At 46.0% G+C, this 12,580-nt stretch carries 13 protein-coding genes; 6 read left to right on the top strand and 7 right to left on the bottom strand.

Annotated features, from left to right (window positions below):
• Positions 1-16: 16 nt before the first annotated feature.
• A complete protein-coding gene (gene nfsA, locus AC1DVJ_RS09630) occupies positions 17-745 on the bottom strand; it encodes an oxygen-insensitive NADPH nitroreductase (protein ID WP_477590235.1) in 729 nt (242 codons plus the stop codon).
• On the opposite strand from nfsA, the gene AC1DVJ_RS09625 reads away from it, so the two are divergent.
• Positions 732-971, top strand: a complete 240-nt coding sequence (locus AC1DVJ_RS09625) for a hypothetical protein (RefSeq protein WP_477590233.1) — start codon at positions 732-734, stop codon at positions 969-971. The two genes, nfsA and AC1DVJ_RS09625, sit on opposite strands and share 14 nt — an antisense overlap.
• Positions 972-1,394: 423 nt before the next feature.
• Here AC1DVJ_RS09625 and AC1DVJ_RS09620 read toward each other — a convergent pair whose 3' ends face one another.
• From AC1DVJ_RS09620 to AC1DVJ_RS09605, 4 genes are all read right to left on the bottom strand, one after another.
• Positions 1,395-2,450 (bottom strand): acyltransferase, encoded by a 1,056-nt coding sequence (locus AC1DVJ_RS09620; RefSeq protein ID WP_477590231.1) that lies wholly within the window; start codon positions 2,448-2,450, stop codon positions 1,395-1,397.
• Between the two features lie 116 nt (positions 2,451-2,566).
• Positions 2,567-3,139, bottom strand: a complete 573-nt coding sequence (locus tag AC1DVJ_RS09615) for a ferric reductase-like transmembrane domain-containing protein (protein ID WP_477590229.1) — start codon at positions 3,137-3,139, stop codon at positions 2,567-2,569.
• Complete coding sequence (locus tag AC1DVJ_RS09610; RefSeq protein ID WP_477590227.1) at positions 3,136-4,101, bottom strand: FAD:protein FMN transferase; 966 nt, start codon at positions 4,099-4,101, stop codon at positions 3,136-3,138. The genes AC1DVJ_RS09615 and AC1DVJ_RS09610 overlap by 4 nt, the downstream gene beginning before the upstream one ends.
• Positions 4,102-4,135: 34 nt before the next feature.
• Positions 4,136-4,450 (bottom strand): hypothetical protein, encoded by a 315-nt coding sequence (locus AC1DVJ_RS09605; protein WP_477590225.1) that lies wholly within the window; start codon positions 4,448-4,450, stop codon positions 4,136-4,138.
• 234 nt (positions 4,451-4,684) lie between these two features.
• Between AC1DVJ_RS09605 and AC1DVJ_RS09600 the strand changes: the two genes are divergently transcribed.
• The 5 genes from AC1DVJ_RS09600 (at position 4,685) to AC1DVJ_RS09580 (ending at position 10,900) form a co-directional block, all read left to right on the top strand.
• Complete coding sequence (locus AC1DVJ_RS09600; protein ID WP_477590223.1) at positions 4,685-6,076, top strand: YheC/YheD family endospore coat-associated protein; 1,392 nt, start codon at positions 4,685-4,687, stop codon at positions 6,074-6,076.
• An 8-nt stretch (positions 6,077-6,084) separates the two neighbouring features.
• The gene (locus AC1DVJ_RS09595) at positions 6,085-7,197 is read left to right on the top strand and encodes a YheC/YheD family endospore coat-associated protein (RefSeq protein ID WP_477590221.1); all 1,113 of its coding nucleotides are present in this window, start codon (positions 6,085-6,087) and stop codon (positions 7,195-7,197) included.
• Positions 7,198-7,301: 104 nt separating this feature from the next.
• On the top strand, positions 7,302-8,666 hold the full coding sequence (locus AC1DVJ_RS09590) for a YheC/YheD family endospore coat-associated protein (RefSeq protein ID WP_477590219.1): 1,365 nt from the start codon (positions 7,302-7,304) through the stop codon (positions 8,664-8,666).
• Positions 8,666-9,793 carry a YheC/YheD family endospore coat-associated protein gene (locus AC1DVJ_RS09585; RefSeq protein ID WP_477590217.1) on the top strand — a complete coding sequence of 376 codons (1,128 nt, stop codon included), beginning with the start codon at positions 8,666-8,668 and terminating at the stop codon, positions 9,791-9,793. The genes AC1DVJ_RS09590 and AC1DVJ_RS09585 overlap by 1 nt, the downstream gene beginning before the upstream one ends.
• Before the next feature lie 6 nt (positions 9,794-9,799).
• Complete coding sequence (locus AC1DVJ_RS09580) at positions 9,800-10,900, top strand: YheC/YheD family endospore coat-associated protein (RefSeq protein WP_477590216.1); 1,101 nt, start codon at positions 9,800-9,802, stop codon at positions 10,898-10,900.
• A gap of 99 nt (positions 10,901-10,999) precedes the next feature.
• Here AC1DVJ_RS09580 and AC1DVJ_RS09575 read toward each other — a convergent pair whose 3' ends face one another.
• Both AC1DVJ_RS09575 and AC1DVJ_RS09570 read right to left on the bottom strand, forming a co-directional pair.
• Positions 11,000-11,374, bottom strand: a complete 375-nt coding sequence (locus tag AC1DVJ_RS09575; RefSeq protein WP_477590214.1) for an ArsR/SmtB family transcription factor — start codon at positions 11,372-11,374, stop codon at positions 11,000-11,002.
• Positions 11,375-11,403: 29 nt separating this feature from the next.
• Complete coding sequence (locus AC1DVJ_RS09570) at positions 11,404-12,420, bottom strand: cation diffusion facilitator family transporter (protein WP_477590212.1); 1,017 nt, start codon at positions 12,418-12,420, stop codon at positions 11,404-11,406.
• Between the last annotated feature and the right edge of the window lie 160 nt (positions 12,421-12,580).

The following is a 12,580-nucleotide window of genomic DNA, read 5'->3' as shown; positions in this document are numbered from 1 at the left end:
CGCGTGAAGGCCAAGCTTATTCCACTTCGAAGCCTTGGCTGCTCAGAAAGGCTTTCATGTGCTTTCTTGGACGCTGCGCTTTCGCAGCCATTTCTTTGGACCAGCTCGTATCGACTTTGCCGGCGGTACGCACATTCATGTAGTCGCGGATCGTCTCGTCGTACGTCTCGACCGCTGTTGAGTTCATTGTATACCGATTCTCATGGTATACGGCTTCCAGCGGGAGCCGCGGGCGATGCAGCGGCTCCTGATCCGGCATGCCGATGCACATGCCGAAGATCGGGTACACGAGCTGGGGCAGTCCCAGCAGCTCGCTCACCTCAGCTGGCTTGTTGCGCAGCCCGCCGATGTAGCAGACGCCGAGGCCGAGTGACTCGGCGGCAATCGCTGCATTTTGCGCAGCTAATGCAGCCTCGACCGTGGCAATGATGAGATTCTCAGCATTGCCGGTAACCGGCGTGTCCACGTGTTGGTGGACCGCCTCCGCGTAGCGGTGCAGGTCTGCGCACCACACGAGGAACAGCGGACACTCGCTGACGTAAGCTTGATTGCCAGCTAGCTCGGCTAGCTGGCTTCTCAGGTCCGCATCCGACACGTGTATAACGCTGTATGCTTGCATATTACTCGAAGTCGAGGCGGCTTGCGCAGCCTTGATAATCGCCTCGCGTTGTTCTTGGCTAACGGGCTCATTCGTAAATTTGCGGATGGAGCGATGACTTTGCAAGAGTTCAATGATTGCGTTCATTGTCTGGATCCACGTCCTTTGTCTCATTTCTCTTAGTATCCTTGAAATCAACCTGTTTTTCAAATCCATCTTAACTGAGGAAGTGGAAAGTGGCGGGGGTAAAGGCAGGGGGACTGGTAGGGATACTGATGGGGTGCTGGTGGGGGTGCTGGTGGAGATACTGGTGGAGATACTGGTGGAGATACTGGTGGAGATACTGGTGGAGATACTGGTGGAGAACTGGTAGGGATACTGGCGGAGATACTGGTGGAGATACTGGTGGAGATACTGGTGGAGAACTGGTGTAGATACTGATGGAGATACTGGTGGGGGTACTAGTGGAGATACTAATTGAGGAAACTGGTGAGGTTTCTTGGCGTTTACCCGAATAAGAACTCTAAGAGTTCTTATTCTCCCAGATTGCTGCGCTTTTCGGTAAATATGACTATGGCGAGTTCTTATTGGCTGTGTTTTGGGCTTTTTACGTGGAATTACTTGAAATAAGAACTCCAAGAGTTCTTATTCACCCAAATGTCAGTGCATCTAGCCAAATAAGGCCGCGACAAGTACTTATTGTTGGCAACTACAATCAATCAAAATCCACGCACGGTAGCTCCCTCCCTGAGCGCTAAACCAAAAAAGAGACCCAGCGAACCAGGTCTCCTCATCCTTATTTCATCAACACTTTTCTTCCCTTACGATACAGCAATGTTAATGTCCATGGTATGGCCACAATCAATACAAACACAATCCCGTTGTAAACATTAAACAGTAGAATCGAACCTGGCATATGAACCTTATATTTCCATAAGGACAACAAGGCAGGATGCATTAAGTAAACACCGAAGGACATCATCCCGAGGGAAACGAAAAACTTACCTACCCGCTTCCATTTTAACAGGAGCTCCTTAGCCATCCAAATCATGCTCACACCAATGCCAAGATTATACAACAGCCACGTAATCTCAAACCAAGTATTTTCGAAGGAATATCCCCTGGATGCTAATAAATACAGCCCCGTGTAAACCAATCCACTCACGATGGAGGAGGGAATTACCCACCCTTTGTTGCGGTCCAACCATGCACGGAAATTTCCATAATTCATCCCGATGGCACCGCCAACGAGGAAATAGCCGAAATAGGTGATACATAGCTCAGGCTTATGGCTGATCGGACCAACCCAGTGACTGTAGATGTAGACACCAGCTTGAATTGCTAAGCCCCAAAGCGCTAGCGTTTTGCGAAACCATGCTGCATTTCTTACGGCCCAAACGAGCAGCGGAAACAGCAGGTAGAACTGCACGATAATGATCATAAAATACAGATGATAGCCCGAATCTGCCCATTTTAACTGCTTAAGAAAAACGCTTAGATCTACTTTTATTGGATGCCCTGGCGTCCACAGCCATGGATTATATATATAGTAGAAAAAGGACCAAACGATGTAGGGAACAAGCACTTGCCGAACACGTTTCCAATAGAAAATACCGGCTTGCTTAGCGCTCCAATTATCTGCATAAATATAGAACAACACGATGCCGCTCAAAAAAATAAATACGGGAACAGCAAAATAACTTATTTTGTTCAGAAATAAAATAAACAGCTGCGTGCTGCTGCCTTTCAGAGCTGGATCCACTGTCCAGTCCGCCGTTACATGAATTAGAACGACAGCAAGGATGGATACTGCTCTGACAATATCAAGCTCCGTAATTTTTGCTTTTGCCATGTCGGTTTACTATCCTCATTTCTTAATAAATACCCTTTTACTATAGACATTTTCGACATGTTTCGCAACATGTGAATACGCCAAAGAGCCCCAATCGCATCGACGGGAACTCTGAATCAACCTTGTTTGGTTTGCCCTGCTTGAACTTGACGTTTACGCGATGAAAGTTGAAATCTAAGTAACGTTAAACTAATTAAAATGATCGCCGTCCCGACGTACATGAGTGCAGCCCATCCGCGCTTGCTATCCGTTCCTAACAAGATGCCGTGAAGCAGAGACAAAACAAAAATCGGATAGGACAACATATGAAGGGCAAGCCATAACTTTCGTTTTAGCTTATGCCGAATATCAGTTGTAAATAATACGATTAATAAACCATACATAGCGAGAGTCCCCAAGCCGTTCAAAATAGGATTATTTTTCGCCGTAAAAGGGATTAGGAGTTCCGCCCAGTCGAAAGGCATGAAGGTATCTATAATGAGAAGAACCGTATGCAGGAGGGCAAAACAGGTTCCCGTTAGATTCGCATAGGTGTGCCAGCGAAGCAGTTGACCCTTCTTGCGCCCTTGGAGTTGTGGAAAGCTATAGGTGATACCGATCGCCATTCCAAGAAACAATGTCAGATAGGAAAGAATACCAAAGGTTCGAATCATCAACCAGGTTGGTAATTCAACGAAAAAATGAATCATAGGCTTCTTGCTCCTTTCAATCCAGTCCACGTTAGCTCTATGCTGCGGTGTAGCGGCTTCACTTGAAATACATCGCCTACCGAGGTGTATAACAAAGCTTCCATTCCTTGTGCTCTACGCTGAAAGAGAGGAACTCCTTCTTCGATTCCCAATATACACAACACTTTGGCCCACACTTCGCAGGCGATCAAATCTTGGCCGACTACGGTGCATTGCACAACTAAAGATGTGCTTGGCCTCATCGTACGTGTGTCAATGAGGTGATGCTGCGCCCCTTCGCTCGTTTGCCAGCGCCTGCGCAATATACTGGAAGTAGCTACAGCACCGGTTCTTAGTTGAAGCGTAGCTTCCTGGGAAGTATCCGATTCATAGGGATTGGCAATGCCAATGCACCACAGCTCGTTTTCCGACGCTCCGCCCCACACTTCAACATCGCCGCCTGCATTCATGAGCCCCCTGCCTACTCGCCATTCCTTACGAAGTTGTTTGGCTAATTGATGAGCTGTCCAGCTTTTCACAATTCCGCCGAAATCTAACAGGTGTCCTGTCGGGATTCGAACTGATTTCATCCAGGGATCCACTTGCAGCGCCAATCCTGTTTCTGAAAAGGGAGAAAACGGTTCAAGCTCGACGATACTTTCATTTAGTCTCTCAAATGATTGTCTATACCCCGCTTGCTTCAACGCATGTCCGACACAAATGTCAAAAGCACCATTCGTTTGCTCCTTATAGTAGCAGGCTAACTCAAGTACCTCTATCATGCTGTCAGAAACGATACTAGGCTGCCCGCTTCGTGCATTGATATACGAACATTCACTCGTGGGTAGAAACCGACTAAACCGTTGTTCTGCAAGCGTAAATCCAGCCAATATTGGGATTTCAAGTTGAGCTAACGGCGTTTCAGATTCCAGTAAGACCTGCATGTTTGAATTCATTGCACGAAATGTAAGCTCATGAAACATGTGGCCATCATCTCCTGTCCATATACGATGCTAGCTAGGATGCGTGACTTCTTGTGTGGGGCTTCGCTTGTTGTTGTGTTTGCTGATGTTGCGGCTGTGCGAAAGAAACGTCTGTCCGATTGAGTTGGTCTTGGGTGTCCGTCTTCTTCTGAGTAACGATTGTTGATGCATTCAGCTTAAATTTAGAAGCTTCTCGAACAGCCGTGAGAAATTCAGGGCTTTCTTTGACTTCCTGAAATAAATAGACCACAATCATCGCACTCACGAATCCGATCTGCCATTTTGTCCATTTGGAGGATGCTTTCATACCTAACCCATCCCATCTCTCTAAATAAGAATCTAAGCTCATTATACGTGGTTAAAAGCTTCAAATCCTGAGTAAACCCTAAAAATTAGCTGAATACTCCCTGAAGTTATGTTTGAAGAATGGGCGCTTTCCGTCATATGCCTAGGAACAAAGGCAAATATGTCCTCATATGATGGAGTAGTTTACTTTGCTAAGCAGTAATGCCGTTTACATGCGGTCGATCATCCTTGAATAGCCGCGACAGGGATTTTCTCATGCTGGAAGGAGTGTTCACTATTGACCACCAGAACGAAAGTTGGCGTATCCATTCAAAGCACCAGCATCTATTTGGATGATCGGACCGTTGTTCTAAGTGAAGCCATTGCAAGAAAGTGGAAAGTTCCGTCCAATCAAATGATTAACATGCGATTCGGCTCATACCAGCAGGATGTCAAAGTGGTCACAGCTGCGGTACCGAATAGCCTCCGTGTCGACCCTGCACTTGCATCCAAGATTGGTCTACATCAAGGGGCACGGCTTACTATCAACTATAAGCCAACTTCGAATACAATGTCGATCGGACCTTTAATTGGCGTCATGATTAGCCGCGTGAATACGAGTTCCCCCAGCCGCCCTTTTGGTCCTATTACCACTTTTTGTAAAGAATTGACTGATGCTTGTAATCAAGTAGGGGCTAGTGTGTGTTTCTTCCCTCCACAAGAGATGCGTGCCAATCCACAAGCAATTTCTGCTTATTCGTATGCGAATGGTTCTTGGAGTAAAAGAACATTTCCGATTCCCAATGTGATCTACAATCGACTCACTTCGCGGAAGTACGAGAATATGACCAATGTTCAACAGTTCATGAAGGACGTCAAATCGCGTTATGGCACGGAAATCTTCAACGAGAAATATTTGAACAAAACAGAAGTGTTCGAAGCTCTTCGCAAAGATAGCTCCTTGCACAGCTACTTACCTGAGTCTTACCTATTCAAAAACTTTCAAATGCTGAAATCAATGGCTGCTCGCCATAGTGCTCTATTCCTTAAACCGATTACTGGAAGTCTTGGCAATGGCATTATTCGTATTCGCAGAGAAGGTGGCGGAGAAACCTATACGGCTCATTCAACAAGCCTTGCCGGTGTCCGCAGACAGACCTTCCCATCTCTTCTAGCCGTCTTTCAGTCCGTATCTGGGAAGCTCAAGACACAGCGTTATCAAATCCAGCAAGGACTTGATCTCATAACTGCAGAGGGAAATCCCATTGATTTCCGAGCACTTGTTCAACGCGGTGAAAAAGGAGAATGGGAAATCACTTCCATTGTAGGTCGGATTGCAGGCAGCCAGCACTTTGTCTCTAACCTTGCACGCGGTGGAAGCTTATCAACGGTTCCTGAAGCATTAGCTAAAGCTGGCTTCTCCACGCCAACTCGCGCCTCTATTATTCGGAGACTGCGCAAAGCCTCATTGGACATTGCGAAAGGGATCGAAACCCAAATTCCCAGTCATTTTGGAGAACTAGGGATTGATCTTGCCGTCGATCGAGCAGGCAGAGTTTGGCTTCTGGAAGTCAACTCCAAGCCATCTAAGGATGATAATACGGCACTAAATACCGATACCAATAAAAATAAAATTAGACCTTCTGTAAGAACGCTAGTCAAATACGCTCGTTTTTTAGCGAAGTATTGAGGTGAAACATGCGATTGCGAACACAGCGCCCTTTGTTAGGCATCATGGTAACCGAACTGAACCGAGAACTTCCATTTGCTAGCGTAAGTTTTTATCAGAATCTGACGACTCACGGAGCTAACGAAGGAATTGATGTGTTTGTCTTCTCACCAAATCGCATCGAATGGAAGCAAGAAATGGTAAGAGGCTACATGTACGATAGGACACAGCAGGTATGGATTACCAAGCTGTTCCCCCTTCCGACACTCATCTATGATCGCTGTTTCTTCAGCAATAAACATAGCTATCTCACCTATCAATATCATGTGCGCAAGCTGCGTGCGATTTCCTCTATTCGGTTTCTTGGCTACGGTCTAAGCGGAAAGTGGGAAGTGGGGCAGATCTTACAGAAGGATCCTGCACTCCATCCTTACTTGCCAGAAACCAGCCGACTCCGTAGCCGACACCAGCTCGAAATCTGGTTTCAAAGCAGATCAGATGCTTTCTTAAAGCCTCAAGGCGGAAGTCAAGGCAGAGGTGCGTTACACATTCACAAAGAGGGCATGGGGTACAGCGTACAAGGACGAGATGGACATAACCATCCTATTACAGGCGAGTTCAAGGAATGGCCTTCCTGCTGGCATTGGCTGAAGAACGTGTTAGGCTCACGTCCCTACCTCCTGCAAGAATATTTACATCTCCACTCGATGAACGGAATGGCCTATGATGTACGATCCTTAGTTCAGAAAAATGGTCGCGGTAACTGGGAACAAACGGGTATGGCCGTTCGCGTTGGTAAACCTGGAAGTATCACCTCCAATCTGCATGGCGGTGGCACTGCCGAAGATGTGAGTAATTTTCTAACCAGAGAATTCGGTGAATTGAGGTCCTATCAGCTGATTAACACGATTGCCATGCTCTCAAAGCTCATTCCGACCTTCCTGGAATCTTATCATGGTCGACTAGCCGAGCTTGGTATTGATTTGGGGATTGATACTGACGGACGTGTATGGATTCTTGAAGTKAATTCGAAGCCGGGCAGAACGATTTTTGCCCGTTTAAATAATGAACGAGCACGTATGAAATCAATTGCAAATCCGATCCACTATGCTGGATTTTTGTTAAACAAACAGCTGAGCTGAGTTAGCTAAGCTTTGTTTGAACGTGCTCATGGGGGCAGAAGGTCATATCTGCCTGTTTTGACACGGAAAGCCCCGTAGGGCAACAAGTTTAGGAGGGTAACCTAATGAGTTTGACATCGTGTATGCTCCACGCCGTACAACGAACAGATAGATCGGTCTACTTAACGAGTGATCTCGCCAAAGCTTTACGGTTAACCGGAACTAAATCCATTACTGTAAAGGTTGGGAGTAAAGGGACTTCGTTACCGGTCCGTTTGATCAAAAAAAGTGGTCAGCATATGTACATCCCGCTTTCCTTAATGGCCTCCTTACGTATTCCTCGAACTGGGAATGTGTTAGTTGCTAATACCAATAATAAAGAGCTTCGCATTGGTCCACTTATCGGTGTGTTAACCAATGTAGAGAGTGGTACATCGCCCTTTGGCTCCATAACTGGCTTCATTCGCCAAGTCATTAATACAGGTTCACATCGCTCCTTCAGCTTCGCTTTCAGTCCCAGGAATGTGAACTGGATTCAAGAGACAGTGACAGGCCTAGTTCCGAAAGAAGGCGGAGGCTGGATGCGCAAAACATTCCCGCTGCCAGACGTTATCTACAACCGGCTATCTAGCCGCAAAGCAGAGAAATCAGCAGGTATGGAGGGATTTAAGAATCGCTTTGTACAACGAGGTATTCCGATCTTTAACTGGAGCTTCTTTGATAAATGGGATGTTTACAAAATGTTAGACGGCGACGAAGCATTTAAGTTCGTTCCTGAATCCAGAATTAATCCAACTGCTGAACAAATCAAAGAAATGCTCGATAAACATAAATTTATTTACTTAAAACCAACTGCTGGGAGCCTTGGCATCGGTATTTATCGGGTAACCTATAATCCGAAGCGTGGTTATTTCGTCCGTTTCCGGAAAGCGAATAAAAATGTTCTGATTCGCTATGCCAAATTCGAAGGCTTGATGCAAATGTTGGGAACAGGACGCGGCCGCCTAGCAAGCTACGTTGCCCAACAAGGGATTCGACTCATCGAAATTGATAATTGCCCGATTGATTTCCGCTTCCATTTGACGAAAAACGGTAATAATCAATGGGTTGTGGCAGCGATTGGTGCTAAGAAATCCGGTAAAGGCAGCGTCACAACGCATATCCGCAACGGGGGGCAGCTCATGACACCTGAGCAGGTTCTACGCTTAGTTTATGGGGGACGTGCGGAGCAAATTCTAGACAACGCCAAAGAAACGGCTATCAAGCTAGCCCAAGGAATTGAAAATAATTATGAGCATTTACTTGGCGAGTTAGGCTTCGATATCGGGATTGATCAGAATGAAAAAGTTTGGATGTTTGAAGCCAATGCGAAGCCGGGTCGATCGATTTTCAAGCATCCTTCTCTGAAAGATGGAGATGCTGCCACCATTCAAAATGTTTATGAGCATTGTCTTTATTTGAGCCGCTTCCGCTCAAGGAGGGAAAACTAATGGGTTTTACCCTTCATGAGAAAGCACCTAAACCTACACTGGCCATTCTCACAGTGAAAGACAGTTCCCGTGTATTTCGTGGAAACTTAGATAACTTTCTTGATTTGATAAAAACGGGTGAGCGCTATGGCCTCGACGTTTATGTCGTGACAACGAAAGACTTCAGTATATCGAACTCTGAGATGTACGGTTATCGCTTTCAACCAGGTGCTAATAAATGGAGCAGGGAACTTGTTCCCTCTCCTCAAGTTGTTTACAATCGAATCCCCTACCGAAAAATGGAAATGAGACCTGAGGTTCAGCAAACTATTCAGGCCTGTAAGCGCAGCACGAGCATCCATTTATTCAACCCTTCCTTTTTTAACAAATGGACATTATTCAGTTGGTTGAATAGTGCCAAGGAAAGTAAACCTTACATGCCCGATACACAGCAAATGAACGAGGTATCCGATCTCTCAGAATTATTACAGAAGCACCCCGTGCTCTACTTGAAACCAGTGAAAGGTAAAGCGGGAATGGGCATCATGCGAATAGATCGCGTGTCCACCAAACCGAACCATGGGCAATATCGACTGAGCCGTCAAGAAGACAAAAAAATGGTCTATAGCTATCATAATTCCTCGGATGAGATTTGGCAGGAATGGAATCGACATAGCGGTTCCCAAGATTATATCGTCCAACAGGGGATTGCGTTAACTAGATTCAAAGAACGTGCTTACGATTTGCGTGCATTAGTCCAGAAAACGGCGAAGGGTGAGTGGAGTGTTTCTGGTGTTGGCGCACGAGTAGCAGGTAAAGCAAGCATCACAACACATGTTCCGCGCGGCGGATCGATTGACGAACCGCGGAAGCTGCTCACTTATGCTTTTGGAGCCAAAGGTGCCAAAAACATTCTAACTCGCGTTCGCACTGCCGCGATCACACTCGCCACGCAAATAGAGAAATCCTCTGGTAATCCACTTGGGGAAATGTCTATGGATATCGGGGTTGATACGGCAGGACATATCTGGTTTTTTGAAGCGAATTCGAAACCTATGAAATTCGATGAACCCAAGATCCGCCAGAAATCGCTTGAACGGATTATTCAATACAGTCTTCATTTGATCAATACTCGGAGAAGAAGGTGATTATGCTTGGCTCAAGAACGACTAGGCGTACTCGCTATCTATTTAAACAACTCTCGACTTGAAGAACTGGCCTATTTCAAACTGCTAAGTAAAGAAGGCCAGAAGCTAGGTGTTCAAGTCGAGGTGTTTACTCCGGCGGATGTACAGGGAAACGCAGTGCGAACACTCACGTTTGATTCCAGTCGAGGAAGATGGCTTCGGAAGTACACGACATTACCTCCTATTATCTATGATCGCTGCCGCTATAAAGCCGCGGCGAATTATCATATGCTTCAAGCGTTCCGCAACCGCCATGCCAAGCTGATTTATTTAAGTAAACCGCTCGCCAATAAATGGGCGATGCATCAAACACTTTCCACAAGCGGAGCGATTCGTCCCTATCTGCCAACGACGGTCCGATACAGCAACATCAATGAGTTAATGAGATTTCTGAAAAAGTATAAGCTTATCTATGTCAAACCGAAGAATGGCACCGGAGGAAGAGGCATCATGCGCATTGAACAGCTTTCCTCTGATCTATATTTGTTACAAGGTAGAAATCAATACCGATCGATCATAGCGCCCTTCAGAGCAAATGAAAGACAGCTGGCAATAAAGCTGCATACCTTGAATCTGAGCCCCGACTATGTTGTTCAACAAGGCATTCATCTGACACTGAATGATGGCCGTGTTCATGACTATCGTTTGCTCATTCAGAAAAACGGTCAAGGTGAGTGGGAAGTAACTGGCTGTGCCGGAAGAATTGGTCCTCATCGCAGTATTACCTCCAATCTTCACGGGGGCGGCACTGCGGTAACGCAAGATCGATTGTTGAGGTATCGCTTCACTTCCCCTGAGCAAATAGAGGCAATCAAGGACGAGATGAACGATTTCGCCTACAAGCTTGCTGACTATTTGGAGGTCAAATTCGGCAAGCTGTGTGAACTCGGTATGGACATCGCCGTCGATCCCAAAGGCAATGTATGGCTGCTCGAAGTGAATCCGAAGCCTTCGCGAGAAGTTTTTCGCAGGATTGGTCAGCACGCTATCTACCAGAAGGCCATACAAAGACCGTTGGAATATGCCCTTTGGATGCTGCAGCAAAAAAATAAAGGCTCTGAGAATTGACTGAATTGACTAGATTCCACATGAAAAACAAGAAAACCTGAGACAACGAGATCGATTCTCGTACGCTCAGGTTTTTCTACATATGCTGCCTAGATCAGCTTACATATGCCCAAGATGCCCCATCGTTTGCACAAAAATTTGCTCAATATGCTCATCGTCTAGGGAATAATATACTGTCTTTCCTTCTTTGCGTCTTTTAACAATATGCAGATCTCTCAAATACCTTAGTTGATGTGAAACGGCAGATTGCTCCATCCCGATTCGCGCTCCAAGATCGTGAACACAGAGCTCCTTGCTCAGTAAGAAGTAGATGATTTTAACACGCGTTGGATCTCCTAAGGCTTTAAAAATCTCCGCAATGCCAGTCGCCTGACCATCGGTTAGCTCACTCTCTTGCTCTGCTTTGGATTTTTCTGCATGCTCGCAGCTGCAATCATCGGTTACCGCGATGGCTTCCAGTAATCCTTTATCCATAGAAAATCCTCCTATCTTCGTCACCTAATTTATACAGGAAGAGCGCTGTGATTGTTCGTTGATTTTTCGATTTGGATGGTCGCATGCGTGATGCCAAACTGCTTCTCGATGACAGTAATCCCTTGTTGAAGAATTTCCTGACTGTCTCGATCGTCCTCAATAAGCAAATGACAACTTAAGGCCTCGATCCCCGATGTAATCGTCCACACATGCAAGTCATGAACGTCAACGACACCTTCAATCGCTTCTAATACTTGTTTAACAGTCCCGATGGAAATAGATCCTGGCGTCCCTTCCATCAAGATGTGCAGGGTTGATTTCAGGACGCCCCAAGCTCCTTTTAAAATAAGTAGAGACACAATAATGCTGATGATAGGATCCGCCGCATACCACCCGAAGAGCAGCATCACAGCGCCAGCTATGATTGCACCTACAGAACCTAAAGCGTCACCCAAAATATGCAAATAAGCGCTGCGCATATTCAGATTGCCATGTACATCTCCTTTACGCATGAGTGACCAGGCGCTTAACAAATTGGCTATAAGACCTATGCATGCGATTAGCATCATGGACCCGCTGGCAACGACAGCAGGATGGAGGAATCTTTCAATGGCTTCCCAAATAATGAGTCCCGCAATGACAAATAACGTCACCGCATTAAAGAGGGCTGCTAATATCTCAAACCGGTGAAATCCGAAGGATAAACGAGCTGAGGACGGCTTTGCTGCAAACCATAAAGCTAGGAGACTTAGTGCTAGTGCGCCAGCATCGCTTAGCATATGACCAGAATCAGAGAGCAGCGCTAAACTATTCGTCCAGAGACCGCCAGCAAATTCAAGTACCATGATACCTGCGGTTATGCCTAGCGCAATGAGCAACCCTTGTTTATTCCCCACAGGACCATGGTGATGACCATTTCCATGATGATGGTGTCCGTGAGCATGATGATGGTCGTGGTGATGGCTATGACCACCATGGTCATGATTCTTCTTATCTCCATGGTCATGTCCACATGCGTGGTGTTTTTCCGAATCGTGCTGGTGCATGGCATTCCCTCCCTAGCTGCTCACTACTTGTGTTCAAGATGACCTTATTGTGAGGAAAAAATGATATATGAGTGATTGTTCATATGTTAATAATAAATAAATAAGCTTGCCAGTGTCAATAGGCTTCACCTAAAACAAAAGACCGATTCATCGACTCACG

It is taken from the genome of Paenibacillus sp. P4_A9 (assembly GCF_056402415.1).
Note: the sequence above shows the minus strand (reverse complement) of the source record. Positions and strands in the feature narration are given on the sequence as shown.

Coding starts and splice junctions, on each gene's coding strand:
- AC1DVJ_RS09625 (WP_477590233.1), top strand. CDS start 732: ATGATTGCGTTCATTGTCTGGATCCACGTCCTTTGTCTCATTTCTCTT.
- nfsA (WP_477590235.1), bottom strand. CDS start 745: ATGAACGCAATCATTGAACTCTTGCAAAGTCATCGCTCCATCCGCAAA.
- AC1DVJ_RS09620 (WP_477590231.1), bottom strand. CDS start 2,450: ATGGCAAAAGCAAAAATTACGGAGCTTGATATTGTCAGAGCAGTATCC.
- AC1DVJ_RS09615 (WP_477590229.1), bottom strand. CDS start 3,139: ATGATTCATTTTTTCGTTGAATTACCAACCTGGTTGATGATTCGAACC.
- AC1DVJ_RS09610 (WP_477590227.1), bottom strand. CDS start 4,101: ATGTTTCATGAGCTTACATTTCGTGCAATGAATTCAAACATGCAGGTC.
- AC1DVJ_RS09605 (WP_477590225.1), bottom strand. CDS start 4,450: ATGAGCTTAGATTCTTATTTAGAGAGATGGGATGGGTTAGGTATGAAA.
- AC1DVJ_RS09590 (WP_477590219.1), top strand. CDS start 7,302: ATGAGTTTGACATCGTGTATGCTCCACGCCGTACAACGAACAGATAGA.
- AC1DVJ_RS09585 (WP_477590217.1), top strand. CDS start 8,666: ATGGGTTTTACCCTTCATGAGAAAGCACCTAAACCTACACTGGCCATT.
- AC1DVJ_RS09575 (WP_477590214.1), bottom strand. CDS start 11,374: ATGGATAAAGGATTACTGGAAGCCATCGCGGTAACCGATGATTGCAGC.
- AC1DVJ_RS09570 (WP_477590212.1), bottom strand. CDS start 12,420: ATGCACCAGCACGATTCGGAAAAACACCACGCATGTGGACATGACCAT.